21 protein-coding genes are annotated in these 17,149 nt (G+C 45.8%); 20 read left to right on the forward strand and 1 reads right to left on the reverse strand.

The window, feature by feature from the left end; all coding sequences use genetic code 11:
* Positions 1-15: 15 nt before the first annotated feature.
* The 3 genes from ACSQ8P_RS14180 to ACSQ8P_RS14190 all read left to right on the forward strand — a co-directional run bounded on the left by ACSQ8P_RS14180 (position 16) and on the right by ACSQ8P_RS14190 (position 1,793).
* On the forward strand, positions 16-744 hold the full coding sequence (locus ACSQ8P_RS14180; RefSeq protein WP_436235790.1) for a DUF6081 family protein: 729 nt from the start codon (positions 16-18) through the stop codon (positions 742-744).
* Positions 745-866: 122 nt separating this feature from the next.
* Positions 867-1,625 carry a C1 family peptidase gene (locus ACSQ8P_RS14185; RefSeq protein ID WP_436235791.1) on the forward strand — a complete coding sequence of 253 codons (759 nt, stop codon included), beginning with the start codon at positions 867-869 and terminating at the stop codon, positions 1,623-1,625.
* Positions 1,626-1,652: 27 nt separating this feature from the next.
* Positions 1,653-1,793, forward strand: a complete 141-nt coding sequence (locus tag ACSQ8P_RS14190; RefSeq protein WP_436235792.1) for an N-acetylmuramoyl-L-alanine amidase — start codon at positions 1,653-1,655, stop codon at positions 1,791-1,793.
* A gap of 165 nt (positions 1,794-1,958) precedes the next feature.
* On the opposite strand, the gene ACSQ8P_RS14195 is transcribed toward ACSQ8P_RS14190, so the two are convergent.
* Complete coding sequence (locus tag ACSQ8P_RS14195; protein WP_436235793.1) at positions 1,959-2,165, reverse strand: DUF1657 domain-containing protein; 207 nt, start codon at positions 2,163-2,165, stop codon at positions 1,959-1,961.
* A gap of 147 nt (positions 2,166-2,312) precedes the next feature.
* On the opposite strand from ACSQ8P_RS14195, the gene ACSQ8P_RS14200 reads away from it, so the two are divergent.
* From ACSQ8P_RS14200 to ACSQ8P_RS14280, 17 genes are all read left to right on the forward strand, one after another.
* The gene (locus ACSQ8P_RS14200) at positions 2,313-3,221 is read left to right on the forward strand and encodes a DUF421 domain-containing protein (protein ID WP_436235794.1); all 909 of its coding nucleotides are present in this window, start codon (positions 2,313-2,315) and stop codon (positions 3,219-3,221) included.
* 24 nt (positions 3,222-3,245) lie between these two features.
* Entirely contained in the window at positions 3,246-3,716 is a 471-nt protein-coding gene (spoVAC, locus tag ACSQ8P_RS14205; RefSeq protein WP_436235795.1) for a stage V sporulation protein AC, read from the forward strand.
* A gap of 4 nt (positions 3,717-3,720) precedes the next feature.
* Positions 3,721-4,740, forward strand: coding sequence for a stage V sporulation protein AD (spoVAD, locus tag ACSQ8P_RS14210; RefSeq protein ID WP_436235796.1), 1,020 nt, complete (start codon positions 3,721-3,723; stop codon positions 4,738-4,740).
* Positions 4,737-5,087, forward strand: a complete 351-nt coding sequence (gene spoVAE / locus ACSQ8P_RS14215; protein WP_068670930.1) for a stage V sporulation protein AE — start codon at positions 4,737-4,739, stop codon at positions 5,085-5,087. The genes spoVAD and spoVAE overlap by 4 nt, the downstream gene beginning before the upstream one ends.
* A gap of 511 nt (positions 5,088-5,598) precedes the next feature.
* The gene (locus ACSQ8P_RS14220) at positions 5,599-6,558 is read left to right on the forward strand and encodes an AAA family ATPase (RefSeq protein WP_436235797.1); all 960 of its coding nucleotides are present in this window, start codon (positions 5,599-5,601) and stop codon (positions 6,556-6,558) included.
* Positions 6,559-6,562: 4 nt separating this feature from the next.
* Positions 6,563-7,849 (forward strand): DUF58 domain-containing protein, encoded by a 1,287-nt coding sequence (locus ACSQ8P_RS14225; protein WP_436235798.1) that lies wholly within the window; start codon positions 6,563-6,565, stop codon positions 7,847-7,849.
* Positions 7,842-10,073 (forward strand): DUF4129 domain-containing transglutaminase family protein, encoded by a 2,232-nt coding sequence (locus ACSQ8P_RS14230; RefSeq protein ID WP_436235799.1) that lies wholly within the window; start codon positions 7,842-7,844, stop codon positions 10,071-10,073. Before ACSQ8P_RS14225 ends, ACSQ8P_RS14230 begins: the two co-directional genes overlap by 8 nt.
* Before the next feature lie 60 nt (positions 10,074-10,133).
* Positions 10,134-10,910 (forward strand): alpha/beta hydrolase, encoded by a 777-nt coding sequence (locus ACSQ8P_RS14235; RefSeq protein ID WP_436235800.1) that lies wholly within the window; start codon positions 10,134-10,136, stop codon positions 10,908-10,910.
* Positions 10,911-11,117: 207 nt separating this feature from the next.
* The gene (locus ACSQ8P_RS14240) at positions 11,118-11,612 is read left to right on the forward strand and encodes a YqeG family HAD IIIA-type phosphatase (protein ID WP_200963571.1); all 495 of its coding nucleotides are present in this window, start codon (positions 11,118-11,120) and stop codon (positions 11,610-11,612) included.
* A 9-nt stretch (positions 11,613-11,621) separates the two neighbouring features.
* Positions 11,622-12,737: a ribosome biogenesis GTPase YqeH gene (gene yqeH / locus ACSQ8P_RS14245; RefSeq protein ID WP_436235801.1), complete on the forward strand. Its 1,116-nt coding sequence runs from the start codon at positions 11,622-11,624 to the stop codon at positions 12,735-12,737.
* A 19-nt stretch (positions 12,738-12,756) separates the two neighbouring features.
* On the forward strand, positions 12,757-13,620 hold the full coding sequence (gene aroE, locus ACSQ8P_RS14250) for a shikimate dehydrogenase (RefSeq protein WP_436235802.1): 864 nt from the start codon (positions 12,757-12,759) through the stop codon (positions 13,618-13,620).
* 20 nt (positions 13,621-13,640) lie between these two features.
* Complete coding sequence (gene yhbY / locus ACSQ8P_RS14255; protein ID WP_436239525.1) at positions 13,641-13,934, forward strand: ribosome assembly RNA-binding protein YhbY; 294 nt, start codon at positions 13,641-13,643, stop codon at positions 13,932-13,934.
* Positions 13,935-13,946: 12 nt separating this feature from the next.
* Positions 13,947-14,534 (forward strand): nicotinate-nucleotide adenylyltransferase, encoded by a 588-nt coding sequence (locus ACSQ8P_RS14260; RefSeq protein ID WP_436235803.1) that lies wholly within the window; start codon positions 13,947-13,949, stop codon positions 14,532-14,534.
* Positions 14,524-15,096 carry a bis(5'-nucleosyl)-tetraphosphatase (symmetrical) YqeK gene (gene yqeK, locus ACSQ8P_RS14265; RefSeq protein WP_436235804.1) on the forward strand — a complete coding sequence of 191 codons (573 nt, stop codon included), beginning with the start codon at positions 14,524-14,526 and terminating at the stop codon, positions 15,094-15,096. Before ACSQ8P_RS14260 ends, yqeK begins: the two co-directional genes overlap by 11 nt.
* A gap of 19 nt (positions 15,097-15,115) precedes the next feature.
* Positions 15,116-15,463: a ribosome silencing factor gene (rsfS, locus tag ACSQ8P_RS14270; protein WP_028557974.1), complete on the forward strand. Its 348-nt coding sequence runs from the start codon at positions 15,116-15,118 to the stop codon at positions 15,461-15,463.
* Positions 15,460-16,356, forward strand: a complete 897-nt coding sequence (locus tag ACSQ8P_RS14275; protein WP_436235805.1) for a CvfB family protein — start codon at positions 15,460-15,462, stop codon at positions 16,354-16,356. Before rsfS ends, ACSQ8P_RS14275 begins: the two co-directional genes overlap by 4 nt.
* Before the next feature lies 1 nt (position 16,357).
* Positions 16,358-17,119, forward strand: coding sequence for a class I SAM-dependent DNA methyltransferase (locus tag ACSQ8P_RS14280; RefSeq protein WP_436235806.1), 762 nt, complete (start codon positions 16,358-16,360; stop codon positions 17,117-17,119).
* The last annotated feature ends 30 nt before the right edge of the window (positions 17,120-17,149 follow it).

Consider the following 17,149-nt stretch of genomic DNA (forward strand, 5'->3'; position numbering starts at 1 on the left):
GTGAGGTCATAAGCGATGAGCAAGCAATTTACAATTGGTGATTTTCACACCATCCTATCTGAGGGCGAAGTTTGGAAAATAGGTGGGTTCCCAATGCCGGATGGATCGTTCTGGGAGTTCAGAGAACCGAATGCCACGATTATTGTTCGAAATGGTATTCTGTATGCACGTGCGCCGCTTAGCCGCAAAAATGACTATGTGCAGTTTCTAGATAACGCAAAGCATATGTATTATTCGGCTCAAGATGTTGAAGTACCCGAAGAAGGAGAAATTTCCTTTGAGCTTCAAATCCGTGCCCGCACGCAGAACACAGAGCCTAACGATTTATATGATGGCTTCGTCTCCTTGAATTTGCTTGATTTTACAACAGGGGCTGCGCTAGATTTCTTTGCTGGCAACGATAAATATGCAAGTGTGTATGCCGTGCTTCCATTCCCGGGCGTACAAGTTCCTGAGACGGACAAAACGCGCTTCTTCTGTATTTTCAAGGAGGAAACGAATTTCCATCCACGTGAATTCAATACGTACAAAATTACGTACCACCGCGGTAATGACGAAGTCATTTTCTATGTGAATGGGGAGGAAGTGCGACGTGAAAAGAATGTGCCGATCAAATTCAATCGCTTCACAGTTGCCCTAGGCATGATGACAGAGAAGGATTTGACGCCACAAGGTAGTGTTTCCTTACATGGACAGACGATTATCGGCGAGTGGTCGCCAGTGACGGTTACAATAACGGAATAAAGTAGGTAAATATGAAAGAGCTCGAACTTCAATTTCTGAAGGTCGGGCTCTTTTTTGCACGCTCCTGCCTATGGGTGAATACACTGGAGTACTCAGCGATTAGGCTTCTTAGGAGGTACAGTATGCGGAAATATACAGTCAAACAGGACCCTCGCGATTTTCGTGATTTCACATACAGGAGTGTCAATTATATTCGGGAATCTCAATTGCCGGGGCAAATCGATTTGCGGGGCAAACTATCGCCGGTTGTCAACCAAGGTTCGTTAGGTTCATGCACGTCCAATGCGATAGTAAGTGGACTGCGAGAGTTTTGGCTGCGAACCGAAGAAGAGAACCCAACTCGATTATCACGTCTTTTCCACTATTGGCATGAACGTGAGCTGGAGAATACAATTGACCAGGATGCAGGAGCTACGATCCGTGATGGGCTCAAAGTACTTCAGAAAACCGGTGTTTGCCCAGAGGAAGTATGGCCCTATGAGATTGCTAATTTTCGCAACACACCTAATTATGAAGCGGAAGCACTTGCAAGATATTATCGCATTGAAGGCTATCATCGTATTTATGATTTAGCAGGGATGAAGGCTGCGCTCGCAGATGGATCACCTGTTGTATTTGGTATTTGGCTTTATGCCTCATTTGAGAATAAGACAGCTTCTAAGACGGGTAAAATCCCCTATCCTAATCGGAAAAAGGAAAGACTTCTGGGCGGTCATGCGCTGCTCGCAGTTGGCTATAAGGATGGTAAGGAAAAAGGAAAGGGTGTTATTATTGCTCGAAACTCATGGGGAACCGCATGGGGAGACGCAGGCTATTGTTATATTCCTTATTCTTTTTTCAGAAATAAATCGTTGACCTTTGATTACTGGACTGGCAAATAAATGTATAAATAAAGGAGACCTGCAGCGATGTTAAGTGTGGAAGATGCGAACAAGATTATAGCTTTCTTATCAGCAGCCTATTTCGCGACCTCAGATGCGGAAGCACGGAAGGAATTTAATCGGTTAGCGAATGAAGTGAGGAAAGCTTCAGGGCAGCCGCTAGAATGAGTGTGTCGCATGGAATTTCAATGAAACGAGGGACGGCGCACATGCCAAAGGACCAACTGAAATTGCTCATTCTCATTTTATTTGTATTGCTAATTATATTTCTTTGTTTGTTAGTATGAAAAAGAATAAACAGCCGCTGCGATTTAATGCAGCGGCTGTTTGGCGTTAAAAGCCTTTGTATTGCGGTTCTTCATTTTCTAATTGCTGGACGCGAGTGGCAACTTGATCAACGATTTGTTGGGTCGATTGGGCCGCAGTCTCATATAATTGCTTGGCCTCTTGATTTTGCGTGCTTAGGGCGAAGGTTTCAAGGCTGGCTTGGGCACTCTTTAACGATGCCAAGGTGGTTTTAACTTGTGCTGCTACTGTCATATCGTAAACACTCCTCTTCATTTGTGAGCATGGATTAAAACAGATGTATGGCATCTGCTTTGGTTTGCGGTTGTTAATATGCCCGCATTGTAAGTGGCTCATGTTAACAAATAAATCCAATTTAGAGCAATAATAGTTAGGGTTCAAATGGCACATAATGTAGATATTGAAAGCTGGAGAAGGGGGAGGAATGATGTGCCGGACTGGATACTTATTGCGATAAGAGCATTAAGTACCTTGATGTTTCTGTTTGTATTGACGCGGATCCTAGGTAAAAAACAAATTTCTCAGCTCACTTTCTTTGAATATGTCATTGGAATAACACTTGGGGATTTGGCTGGGAACATCTCGACTGACGTCGAAGCAAATTATGTTCATGGTGTTATCGCGATTCTAATATGGGTGTTTGTGCCATTAGTGCTGGAAATATTGACGTTAAAGAGCAAAACCCTTCGAGTCTGGTTCGAAGGCAATGGCAGAGTTCTCATTAAGGATGGCAAGATTTTGGAGGGGAATTTAAAAAAGGAACGCTACACAGGTGATGAATTACTCGAACAGTTGCGTACAAAAGGTGTATTTCGGGTGGCGGATGTGGAATTCGCGATTCTGGAGTCCAGTGGTGATTTGAGTATTCTACTGAAGAGTGAGAATCAACCTTTAACACCTAAGCATATAGGGCTAAAGATGGCCATAGAGAAACCAACTCAAGCCGTTATAATGGACGGTGTTATTCAAAATGAGCTCTTAGCTGACGCTGGTAAAAGTAGAGGCTGGCTGCAAGATGAGCTTGAAAAGTTAGGTGTTGCGAAAGAAAATGTATTTCTTGGACAGGTCGATACGCATGGTGAATTAACCATTGACCTTTTTGATGACAAAATAGTAATTCCGGCATCTACCGATCGACCTGCCGTACTTGCGTGCTTGAAGAAATGTGAAGCAGACCTGGAGCTGTACTCGTTAACGACGCACAATTCTGAGGCGAAACAGATGTATGAAAGATGTTCCATTCAGTTAACTAAAATTATCCAGCAGGTACATACGATTCTCAGAGCTTAGGTTTTGAGGGAATAGGAGTAAGTCATGCCTAACAACAAGAAGAAAAACTTAACAATGACACAACAGGAGTACCAAAAATTAGCTAAGCAGCAAGAACCCAAAAGACCTGTACTCAAAAATTGCGGCAGAGCCTTTCTGGTAGGTGGGACAATCTGCTTGATTGGTGAATGCTTTATGCATATGTTCATAAATTGGTTTGGATTTACAGAAAAGACCGCCGGCAATCCGACCGTTGCTGTCATGATTATTATCTCGGTTATCTTAACAAGCTTAGGTATTTACGACAAAATCGCACAGTGGGCAGGTGGCGGAAGCTCTGTCCCGGTTACTGGTTTTGCGAACTCCCTCTGTTCCGCTGCTATTGAGCATCGTGCAGAGGGACTCGTTCTTGGTGTTGGCGGTAATATGTTTAAATTAGCGGGTTCAGTCATCGTTTTCGGAACAGTGGCGGCCTTTTTTGTAGGGATTGCACATCTGATCTTCACGGGGGGCTGACGAGATGCTGAAGGGACACCAAAGCTGGCTTTTTGAAAATCGGCCTGTCATTCTTTCAACAGGCACTATAGTGGGTCCTGATGAAGGAAAAGGACCGCTCAATGAAGATTTTGATATCGTTCATGGTGATCTGACAATTGGTCAAAAAACGTGGGAAAAAGCAGAGAAAGCGTTGCTGGAGGAAGCTGCTCAGCTTGCACTGGCCAAAGCCGGTCTTACCGACGGCCAAATCCAATTCTATGTTGGAGGGGATCTGATGAATCAGATCATCTCCAACACGTTCGCTGCGCGGACACTGAATATCCCCTATCTAGGGATATTCGGTGCTTGCTCTACGTCGATGGAAGGGCTTGCGCTAGCCGCTCAACTGGTGGATTCTGGCGCAGCCAACTATGTCATGGCTGGCACGTGCAGCCATAACTGCACGGCGGAGAAGCAATTCCGTTATCCAACGGAATATGGGTCGCAGAAGCCGCCGACGGCGCAGTACACCGTCACTGGCGCTGGTGTCGCCGTGCTCGGGAAGTCCGGTGACGGCCCGGTCGTCACCGCGGCCACGATCGGACGCGTCGTGGATATGGGGATCACGGATCCGTTTAATATGGGCGCTGCGATGGCGCCTGCCGCAGTGGATACGATCCAAACACATTGCCGCGAATTGAATCGCGACCCCTCCTATTACGATCTCATCGTAACAGGCGATCTAGCTACAGTAGGAACGAGCATTGCACGCGAGCTCTTCCAGAAGCATCAGTTCCCAATCGAGCAGACAACCTATAGTGATTGTGGATTAATGATCTTTGATCGAGAAACACAAACGGTTCAAGCAGGGGGAAGTGGTTGCGGCTGCTCTGCTACGGTTACCTATGGGCACTTGTTAAAGCGCATGGCAAAAGGAGAATTGAAGCGAATCCTCGTTGTCGCGACAGGAGCCTTACTTTCACCAATTTCATTCCAACAAGGTGAAAGTATACCCTGTATCGCACATGCTGTTTCCATAGAGTCTGGAGGTTTATACGTATGAGCTTTTTTTGGGCATTTGTTGTTGGAGGAGCCATCTGTGTGCTGGGGCAGCTGATGATGGACGTTGGCAAATTAACACCAGCCCACACCATGAGCACGTTGGTTGTTCTTGGTGCCATCGCCGATGGCTGCAATTTATATGAGCCGTTGATTGCCTTTGCTGGCGCTGGTGCAACGGTGCCAATCACGAGCTTCGGGAATGCCCTTGTTCATGGTGCATTAGAAGAGCTGCATAAGGATGGCTATATAGGCATTATTACAGGTATTTTCAAGGTGACCAGTGCGGGGATTTCCGCCGCGATCATCTTCTCCTTTTTAGCTGCTTTGTTTGTGAAACCCAAGGGTTGAAGCTTCATGAGCGGAAAGGCCGAACAGTGTGTGAAAATGACGCCCAAAAGGCGTCTTTTTCTATTTCGTGTACATTTTACATCTAATCCAAAAATGCCTCATCTAGCTGCACTCAAAACCCCAATCGGAGCACACCCAACTCCCTCAGTTAGCCCCGTTTCAAACGCCACATGCGCAGCTCACTTACTCACCAAAATCGCCGGAAAATCCACCCATTTCCTCCACTTTCGTAATCAAACAACCTTTTATCCTCCTTACCTTTGCCGCAATTCATCCTGAGCTCAGTTGCGTGGGTAATTTTAACAAATAACTTTAGAGGATTTACAAGTATACGGAAGAAATACTTTCCTGTAAACTAGAATTACGTACATTTTGTTTGTTTTCTGAGCGAAACAGAAGATGAAATAGGTTCGTACAAAAAAGCGATGTTTACGCATACAAGCTGTCTACGAAAACTCAGTAGTGCTTACGAAGCAAGTTTTGCAAGCAAAACTCTAAGGAGGATCAACACATGGAAACTGCCACCCAGCATCATGTAGAAGTACTAGCTAGGCTAAAAGCAAATTTAGAATCATGTATTCTTGGCAAAAGTGCCGAAATTGAATTGTTGCTTACTGCGATGTTGGCAGGTGGTCATGTTCTGCTTGAGGATGTTCCAGGGACAGGTAAAACTGTACTCATTAAAGCGCTGGCGAAATCTATTAACGGGCAATTTCGCCGTATTCAATGTAACCCGGACTTATTGCCAACAGATATAACTGGCGTATCTATATATCACCCCAAAGAAGAGAAGTTTCTTTTCCGATCTGGGCCAATTATGACCAATATTTTACTTGTTGATGAGATCAACCGTGCGACGACCAAAACACAATCAGCTCTTCTTGAAGCGATGGAAGAACAACATATTACGGTAGATGGTGATTTGCATGAACTGCCATCCCCGTTCCTCATGCTAGCAACTCAGAATCCGATTGATTTTGAGGGTACGTATACATTGCCAGAGGCACAATTAGATCGATTTATGATCAAGTTGAGCTTAGGCTACCCAAGTGAAGCTGCCGAGAAAATGATGATAGCTTCCCAAAGCAAGGTACATCCGATGGAAGCGCTGCATGCCATTGTGGATACGAAGCAAGTGCTTGAGATTCAAGAGCAGGTTCGCCATGTGCATTTGGATGAAGCAGTGGCTGATTACTTAGTTACGATTTCGAGAAAAACACGGGAACATCACGCGGTCTTCCTCGGTGCGAGTCCAAGGGCTACACTGTCATTAGTGTTAGCATCTAAAGCGTATGCCTTCATACATGGTCGCGATTATGTCATCCCAGATGATATTAAATATTTAGCTCCTTTTGTATTGGGTCACCGTATGATCCTTCAAATGGAAGCGCGCATGGATGGTGTCAGCATAGCCTCTGTGCTCGCGACGATTTTTGAGCAAGTACGGGTTCCGGTCAGATTGGAGAAGTGAGCCTATGAAACGACCGGTATTCAAACGATTCGGGGAACTCACCCGGCTTCCGGCAGCTTTTTGGCTACTTGTAACTTGCTTGGCGGCTAGTTTGTTATTCATGCTATTTCAAGGTGGAAAGCTGGCTTCCATGTTGTTCATTACGATGACATTTTTAACTGTCTATTTACTATCTGGGAATTGGAGCGGCATCAGACGTGTGCAAGGGACGCGGAAGCTTACCAATGCAAGCGTAGAAGCCAAACTGGAGGCAGGACAATCTTTACAAATTCAGCTCGGTGTCCAATTACCAGGCTATTGGCCAGTTCCCTACGTGATGATTAAAGATCAGCTTATACGTCAGAATGGGGAAGAATCTGTTTTCGAAGGATCGATCGTTCCAGACTGGAAACGTCGGGGTGAATTCACGTATAGCACGCCGCCACTTCGGCGAGGGTACTATCGTTTCGGAGAAACCGAATGCTTAACTGAAGATATTTTCGGCTTTTTTCAGCATAAGGGCCGATTAGATCTGCAACAGCCGATTACTGTGTATCCGCAGACTGTTACGATCCGCGAATGGGCGCAATTTCATCAAATGCTCAAAGGCATGCAGCATCACTCAACAGCGACGAGTGCACACCGCGAAACAACACAAATAAATGGAGTGCGTGAATACATTTATGGCGATCGACTTTCGCGTATTCACTGGAACGCGACGGCGAAGACAGGAACTTGGAAATCGAAGGAGTTCGAGCGAGAATCTTTGCCGAAAACCATCGTTCTACTGGACCGAACTGCTCGAGCTTACCGAGATGCGGCCGAATTTGAACTAGCGGTGTCTGTTGCAGCTTCCCTGTTCCGATACGGAACTGGACGCGAAATGTCGCTTGGCTTACTGTCGATCGGCAAGGAGTTTACTTATTTTGAACCGAAGCACAGTCAGCATCATTACAAGGAAATTGTTAAACATCTCGTTGGTGTTGATGCGGATGGGTATCAATCACTCAGCCAGATTATGAAGGAGCGCTCACAGGATTGGCCAGCTGGCAGTTTAATTGTGCTCATTTCTCCGCAAAAAGGGAGCGCAATGCTGCAGATGTTTCAGCAAATGGCGCTGCTTCAAATGAAGCCATGTCATATTTGGGTTCATACCCAAGCAGATCAAGCTTTAGGCCCACAAGGGGTGGAACACATTTCCTCACATGAGGATTATATTAAGGCCATTCGCTCGCAAGGTTATATGGGGTATGAAGTAAGTCAATTAACGGACTTGCCTAACCTTCTGGGAGGGGCGAAACGGTATGCCTAACACATGGTGGAGCAGAATCCTGCTCAAAGATTGGGCGATGCGTGTTTCTGCGATATTCGTAGGGATATTCCTTTACCAATTTTTGATTTGGATTATGAAAGAAGATGGCTTGTGGCTTCCAGAGACGGTTTCGTTCGTTACCTGGACCTTAGTCCTCACTACAGCGACCTACTGTATTCCCAAAATAAAGGACGGATGGCGAGGGTTTCTCCAATTCGTTATCATTATCTGGTTTCATGGTTTGGGCATGGGCTATCATTGGGTAGCTGTACATATTACAAACTGGAAAGAAGCGCTTCGCTTCATTGGACTTAACGCGGGGCAGTTCGAACCTTATATTTGGTTTAGCTTGGGAGCATGGATCATTTATTTATTCGCAATGTGGTCCGTTCAATCACGATTCCGCATTGTTGTCCTTATCTTTGTAAGTATTTTGTTTTTCGCTGTTCGTGATTCCTTCAGTACGATTTTTCTATGGCCTCAAGTGGCGATGATTCTACTTTGTGGATTTTTGCTCTTAATTGTAAGACATTTCTCCCAATTGAAGAAGAAAGCCCCAGACGTTTGGGAAACGATTTCCGATTACCCGTCTTCTTTTACCGTTCCTATTCTTATTCTAATTGGTGTGATTACTTTAGCTGGCGTATTTGCTCCGACAGTAAATCCCATACTGACAGATCCTTACACAGCTTGGAAAGTAAGTCGTGGGGAATCGGTGCCTTTGCTTGGTAAAGGCGTTAGCATTGCTACATCGACCGCAGATGCCTCATCTGGCTATAGCCGAGATGACAGTCGACTCGGTGGCGGGTTTCGGTTTGATTACACACCGGTAATGACCATTGAATCTACCAAACGTACCTACTTCCGTGGGGAAACTCGATCGATGTACAACGGTAAAGGATGGGAGCTTGGGCCAACGGAGAAGAGATTACCTGCGTATCGGGTAAATTTAAATCCGTTACCATTAGATCCACGATTTGATGTGTCCCTATTGAAAACGCAAGAAGTTACACAAAGCGTTGTGATGGATCGAGAGGAGACATTCCCGGTATTATTCGGGGGCTATGCTATTCAGAAAATCGTTGAAATCAATCAAGGTGAGAACCCGTTCCAAAGAATCATTTGGACACCCCGACAATCGGAACTTCGATTTACGGGACGTTCTAATTATCCGAAAGACTATTCGATCGTTGTCCAAGAGCCGATTTTAGAGGAAGATCTACTGCGGCAAACGCAGCAAGATTTTGCCAACAAGCCGGAATGGGCAGAATATTTACAAGTGCCTGTTGATTTACCTGAGCGTGTGAAGCAGTTAGCGCTTGATATTACGAAGACTGCGACCAATCCCTATGATAAAGCTAAGCTGATTGAGAAGTATTTATCCGAACATTATCCTTATACGAATACACCGGATGAAACGAAAGGGAAGAGCAAAGATTTCGTGGATCGTTTCTTATTCGAAGTGAAGCAAGGATATTGTGACTACTACTCGACAGCAATGGCAGTACTCACACGATCGCTTGGATTGCCTACTCGCTGGGTGAAGGGATACTCCTCAGGAGCTTCGTCGATTGCGGATGACATTCGGGAGCAGGGTATCTTGAGCCAGTTAGGTGCAACGATTGATTTAGATGGCGCAGGCACTTATACAGTTCGCAACTCAGATGCGCACTCATGGGTAGAAGTTTACTTTGAAGGCTTTGGCTGGATATCCTTTGAGCCAACCTCAGGCTTTGTGCTGCCTAATGTATTCCCTGAAGCAACACCTGTCGTAGAAGATTTACCTACAGACACAGAAACTAGCACACTGCCTGAAGAAACAACAGAAGCGCCAAGTTTCACATGGCTCTGGCTGACATTAAGTAGTGTAGTTGGCGTTGGTCTTCTATCAGTCGCTGTATTTTTCTTAGTAAGAAGTGAAGCGTGGCATAATTGGCGTGCTCGCAGGAAACAGCTGCAAGTCGTGAATTTCAATCAGAAAATTATCGTTGAATTTGAAAGAATGCTCCGTGCTTGCCGTCGTAAAGGATACACGCGATACGAGTACGAAACGGTACGTGAAGCAACAACCAGGTGGTCAACTCAGAGCAAATGGATGAAGAAAGAACTGGACGCATTAATTGAACTGTTCGAACGCGCAAAATACAGTCAATCAGCTGTGTCTGAAGTCGAATATCAACAAGCGAACCAATTAATTATTCGTGTAAAAGAACAAATAAAATGATGAGCCGAAGCCACTCTCCCATCTAGGAGGGTGGCTTCCTATGAGAGGAGATTTATTCAGATGGCGTTTATTGATTGTCATTTTTACTCAGAATCCCTTGGTGTTTCAGCTTCTATGCATGTCATATTACCTCAAGCTGCCAAAAGTCAGATTGGACTAGCCTCGCATGCCTTTGGCGGGAAGCATCCTACCTTACTTTTGCTGCATGGCTTGTCGGATGACCATACCATATGGATGCGGAGAACCTCCATTGAACGTTATGCTTCTCAGCATGGAATTGCCGTCATCATGCCGGCGGTTAATCGCAGCTTTTATGCAGATATGGCGTCAGGTCCGAAGTATTGGGAGTTCATTAGTGAAGAATTACCTGTGTTAGCAAGATCCTTCTTTCCTTTAGCCGAAGAGCGAGAGCTGAACTACGTGGCAGGACTATCCATGGGGGGATATGGCGCGATGAAACTGGCACTTTCGCATCCGAATCGTTATGCAGCGGGAGCGAGCTTATCTGGTGCCGTAGATATCGTAACGAGGGCTACTGCTTTTCCAAATGACTTTCAATTGATTTATGGCGATGTGACGACGATAAAAAATACCCCAAACGATTTGTTCTATCTCGCTAATCAGCTTGTTGCTAGTAAACAAGAACGACCTAAGCTCTATCAATGCTGTGGCACGGAAGACTTTTTGTATGAGGATAACATTCGATTCCGAGATTATTGCCAAGCTCAGGGATTGCAGATTACTTATGAAGAAGAGCCCGCCACACATGAATGGGGTTACTGGGATCTCAAAATTCAGCGTGTTTTAGAGTGGTTGCCGTTGCCTGCGAGGGCCTAGTGAGAAAAACTTCTATCGAAGTCGTTCGAGGATGATCGACCGCGTTTTAAATGTTGTTTTTATCGCCAATAAGAATTTGTTCTCCGTGTATCGGAAACTTATAAATTCTTATGTGGAAGGAAAATATGTTCTTTTCTTTTTGCAACAAACGAGGCACTATGATATAGTTTCACGTATATGTCAAGGAAGCAGTTGGAGGGAATTTGTTTGCTGAAAAAGCTTGTACCCAGACAGTCTGTTCATACAATTTATGATATTGATGCCAATCACCTGTGGGGATTCGGTATTCGCGGAATTATAACGGATCTTGATAATACACTTGTCGGTGCACGTGATCCACATGCGACACCTGAGTTAATAGAATGGCTGAATCATTTGCAGCAGATCGGATTCAAAGTTGTTATTGTGTCAAACAACCACCATAACAGGGTTTCGACTTTTGCTAAGCCACTGGGCATTCCGTTTATTCACCGTGCCAAAAAACCGACGAATGCTTCCTTCCATAAAGCGATGAAGTTGCTTGGAACGAATGCGCGACAGACTACTGTTATCGGGGATCAAATGCTGACAGATGTGCTTGGCGGCAATCGAATGGGGCTATATACGATCCTCGTTCAACCCATCTCAAGAAAAGATGAAGGCTTCTTCACGAAAGTGAACCGCCAAATTGAGAAATGGGCACTAGCAAGGATGAAGAAATAGGGAGGTTTCATGAGTACAGAAACAATACAACATTGTGCGGGTTGCGGCATTCAGCTGCAAACAGAAGACAAAAGTAAGCTGGGCTTTATTCCAGAGGCTGCCTTGCAAAAGGAACCTTTGATTTGCCAGCGCTGTTATCGGATTAAGCATTATAATGAATCTTCGAGCATTACCCTTCAACAGGACGATTTCCTGAAATTATTAGGACATGTTGGTCAAACGAAGGCGTTAGTCGTGAAAATCGTGGATATTTTTGATTTTGAAGGCAGTATGATTAGCTCACTTGCCCGATTTATTGGTAATAATCCCGTACTACTCGTGGTTAACAAAATTGATTTACTTCCGAAAGTGACGAATGCCAACAAAATTATTAATTGGGTGCAGCGCAGAGTCAAGGAAGAGAACCTCAAGGTTGTTGATATCGTGCTTTGCAGTGCGAAGAAAAACATCGGTTTCGATCGTGTTATTTCGGCTGTACAAGAATACCGTGGCAACATGGACGTGTACGTGGTTGGTGCAACGAACGTAGGGAAATCGACGCTCATTAATCGTCTGATCAGTGATTATAGTGACCTAGAAGCCGAATTGACGACGTCGCAATATCCGGGAACTACGCTCGATCTAGTCAAAATCCCGCTCGATGACGGGAAATTCATTATTGATACGCCTGGGATTGTGTACAAGCATCGTCTAACAGAGGTAGTGAAGAAGCGTGATTTAACGCCTCTCATGCCGGACAAACCGCTTAAACCGATGGTATTTCAACTTAATGAGGCACAAACCTTATTTTTTGGCGCGTTAGTTCGTTTTGATTTTATCCAAGGTGAGCATCAGTCCTTCACGATATTCGCGTCGAATGCGATTCAGATTCATCGTACGAAGCTAGAGCGAGCGGATCAGTTATATGAAGAACACAAGGGTGTCATGCTGACGCCTCCGGCGCAGGCGGATCTTGAAGAGCTTCCGAAGCTGGTCAAACATCCCTTGCACATTCCTAAGGGGAAACAGATGGATGTGCTGATCTCTGGTTTAGGCTGGATTAAAGTGAATAGTTTAGCGGGTGCGGGGCTTGCTGTTCATGCACCGAAAGGCATTAAAGTCATTACACGGGAGTCGTTGATTTAGGGGGGCATGGTGGGAGATCATGGAGAAACTAGTGACGCCGATCGATAGTCATACAGTTCTATACGGGGTTTTCGGGGATCCGATCAGACATTCTCGTTCCCCAATTATGTTGAATCGTGCTTTCCAGGAATCGGGAATCAATGGGGTATATGCAGCTTTTCACGTAAAGCCGGAAGCGCTTGGAGAGGCAGTTCGGGGAATTAGGGCACTAGGATACCGTGGAGTGAATGTGACAATTCCACATAAAGTAGATGTCATGAACTACCTCGATGAGATCGATGAAGGGGCTTTAATCGTTGGCGCAGTCAATACCATTGTGAATGAAAATGGTAAGCTCAAAGGCTTTAATACAGATGGGATCGGGTATGTCCGTTCTTTGAAAGAAGAGACGGGAATTGAGCTCAAAGGTAAACGAGTTCTTGTACTTGGGGCAGGCGGCGCGGCGAGAGGTGTGGCCTATGCATTAGCTAAAGAAGGCGCGAGCTGTATTTATATCGCGAATCGTACCAAAGAGCGTGCTGTCGAATTAGCAGCCACAATTGGCGCCTTCACCGAAACCGTTGGTTTAGGGATGGACGAGTTGGAGAACGTTGTGGACAATGTTGAATTCGTGCTGAATACGACGTCGGCTGGTATGCATCCTAACGTAGATGAGCTCCCTTTACCGCTTCACCTGCTTCGACCGCACCACCTGGTTAGTGATCTTATTTATAATCCGCGAATCACGAGATTTCTTCGTGAAGCGGAAGCTATAGGGGCTCGCATTCATGGCGGGCTCGGCATGTTTATTTATCAAGGCGCTTATGCCTTCGAGTATTGGACGGGTACCCCTGCGCCGGTTGCGGCAATGAGACAGGTGGTAGAACAGTCATTAACTGAATAAGAATGAATAGAGGGACATCCATGTTATCAGGCAAACAGAAGAGACATTTGCGCTCATTGGCGCACCACGTAGATCCAATTTTTCAAGTTGGTAAAGGTGGCGTAAACGAGCATTTAATTCGCCACATTCAAGAGGCTATTGAAGTACGTGAGTTGATTAAAATCACCGTGCTCAACAACAGCGGTGAAGATCGCCAAGAAGTTGGAACAGAACTGGCTGAGAAATCAGGCGCAGAGCTGGTTCAGGTTATCGGTAAAATCGTAGTGTTGTACAAAGAATCGCGTGACAATAAGAAGATTGAACTGCCGCGCTAATGAGGTGGACGTATGCTTGTCGGAATTATGGGAGGCACGTTCGATCCCATTCATACCGGTCATTTAATCGCAGCTGAACGTGCGAGGGTGGAAGGGGGCTTGGACGAGGTTTGGCTAATGCCAGCGAACGTCCCGCCGCATAAACCTAATGCCCCGAAGGGAACGAGCCAGCAGCGTTGGGAGATGGTTTGCCTGGCTGCAGAAGGCAATCCTTTTTTTCGTCCTGTCGATATCGAAATTAACAAAGGCGGCGTATCATATAGTATCGATACGATCGAGCTGTTGAAATCGCAATATCCGGACATCGCGTTCACTTACATTATTGGCGCGGATATGGTTCAGTATTTGCCGCAGTGGCATCGCATCGATGACATCGTGCGGCATATTCATTTTATTGGATTAGCCAGACCTGGTTATGAGCTGGACCTGCAACAGCTGCCCGAGCGTATTCGAAACCGAGTGATGCTTGTACCAATGCCACTCGTGGAAATTTCATCTACGGCTATTCGAGCGTTGCGGCAGCAAAGAGATCCCGTCAGGTATCTTGTACCAGATAAGGTAGGGCACTTCATGGAGGTGAATGGCTTATATGAAACGTGAAGACCTCATGGCAGCTGTCAAGGAGCAAATGCCGGAGCGGCGTTGGCAGCATACACTTGGCGTGATGGAAACGAGTGTCATGCTGGCTGAACGATTTGGCGGGGATGCGGTCAAAGCGGATGTTGCAGCGATTTTGCACGACTATTGCAAGTATTGGCCTATTGGGGAGCAAGCTAAGATTATTCGTGAGAACGATTTGCCACAAGATTTGTTAGTTTTCGATAAGGAGCTATGGCATTCACACGCAGGGGCTTGTATCGCGAAGACGCAATTCGGAATCGTCGACGAGGAAATTTTAGATGCGATTCGGTATCATACGTCTGGGCGAGAACAGATGACGCTGCTCGACAAAATTGTTTGCTTGGCGGATTACATGGAGCCAGGACGTGATTTCCCAGGGGTCGAATCTATTCGTGAACTGGCAAAGACGAGTCTTGAACGCGCGTTGATTGCCGGTTTTGACTCCACGATCAACTTCTTAATTTCCAAAGGAAAGCGCATTTATCCATTAACAATTCTGACGCGGAATGATTTATTGGAACAAATTAAACTACACACCTAATGACATGGAGGATGATTGCATGAGTAAAAACCCAGAAGAAATATTAGCATTCGTTGTTGAGGCAGCGGAAGACAAGAAAGCGGCAGATATCGTTAGCCTGAATTTGAAAGGCGTATCCTTAATCGCTGATTATTTTGTTATTTGTCACGGGAATTCGGAAACACAAGTTCAAGCTATTGCGGGCGAGGCTCGTAAAAAAGCGCACGAACATGGTGTTCATATTCGAGGATTTGAAGGCGTTGATACTGCAAGATGGGTACTGCTTGATCTAGGGGATGTTGTTCTCCACGTTTTCCATCGTGATGACCGTGAATACTATAACATCGAAAGACTTTGGTCCGATGCTAAAGTTGTGGAGCGCGTATGAGAATGGAAGCAGGATCCCTTGTTACCCTAGAGGTAGCAAGGGAAGTTCCACCAAACGGCTTTTTCCTGAGCGATGGTTATCAGGATTTTCTGCTCCCTTACGCAGAAATCGTAGGTAATCGCATTAGTCCGGGAGATAAAGTGGAAGTTTTCTTATTCCACGATACACAGGATCGAATCATGGCCACCATGAAACGTCCGCTTCTGACCATGGGTCAGGTAGGGCTTCTAGAGGTTGTTGATATTCATCCGCGTTTCGGCTATTTCTTAGAAATGGGTCTAGGGCGTCATCTGCTCTTGCCTTATCGGCACGTGCCCGAACTTGAGGAGCTTCGTCCTCAAGTAGGTGACAAAGTGTTTGCAACACTTGCGCATGACCGACAAGGCCGATTAATCGCCAAGTTGGCACTTGAAGAAGATTTGGCACCACTTTGTGTACGAGCTCCTTCAAGTTGGACCAACCAATGGGTGAAAGCACGCGTGTATCGTCCATTACAAATGGGCACATTCGTGATCTGTGAAGCAGGCGTTCTTGGGTATGGCGTCATCGGTCTTATCATCCCACAAGAGCGGACACGTTTACTTCGCGTAGGTGAGCAAGTGGATGTAAGGATTGCCTTCGTCCGTGAAGAAGATGGACGAGTTAATCTATCCATGAGGCTTCCTAAGGAAAAAGGACGCGATGAGGATGCGGATCGTATTCTAGAAGTGCTGCGTGAACGTCCAGGGAATGCGATGCCATTTTCGGATAAAACGCAGGCAGATATTATTAAAGATAAATTCGGGCTAAGTAAAGCCGCTTTCAAACGTGCCTTAGGTAAACTTATGAAAGATGGGCTCATCTATCAGGAAGCGGACTGGACCTATCTGAAGCAAGAGGAGACGCAAGGCTGAGATGAGTTACGAAAAATTCGCCTACACGTACGATCGCTTGATGAACAGCATGCCGTATGAAGACTGGCTTCGTTTTGCCAAGGAAGGTTTCGAACGGTTTGGCGTAAAGCCTGCGACGCTCGTTGATTTAGGTTGCGGGACAGGCAATTTGTCGATTCCATTGGCTGCGGAAGGCATTCAGGTGACTGGCATTGATCTGTCCGAGGATATGTTGGCTGTCGCCGAGCAGAAGTATAGCGAACAACCCAGCCAGCTTCGCGGCGGTGGTCTTCGTTGGATTCAACAGGATATACGCGAATGGGAGCTTGGCGAGGAAGTCGATGTCGCGATCTCTTTTTGTGACAGCCTCAACTATTTATTAGAGGAAGAGGACATCGTGGATGCTTTCCGTCAAACATGGGCAGGACTCAAGCCAGGTGGGTTATTCCTCTTTGATGTACATACGCCTGAGCAATTGTTTGCCTATGCGGAATCTCAGCCCTTTTTTCTAAATGAGGACGATGTTGCTTACATTTGGACAAGTGAGTTAGATGAGGAACGTGTTCAGATTGAACATGAGTTAACGATCTTCGTCAAAGACAGTGGCCAGCAGGAAACCTTCCGTCGCATTGATGAGACGCATGAACAAAGAGCGTATCCTTTGCAGTGGCTGGAACAGATGCTGATCGAAGTAGGTTTTTGCGAGGTTCTTCAAGCTGCTGACTTTACGTGGGAGAGGCCTACAGATAAGACAGAGCGTGCTTTCTTTATTGCGAAAAAATAATTCCAAAGGGATTTGCTCTCGGCTTGACAG

The sequence above is a fragment of the Paenibacillus sp. LjRoot153 genome, assembly GCF_964253085.1.
Classification (GTDB): domain Bacteria; phylum Bacillota; class Bacilli; order Paenibacillales; family NBRC-103111; genus Paenibacillus_E.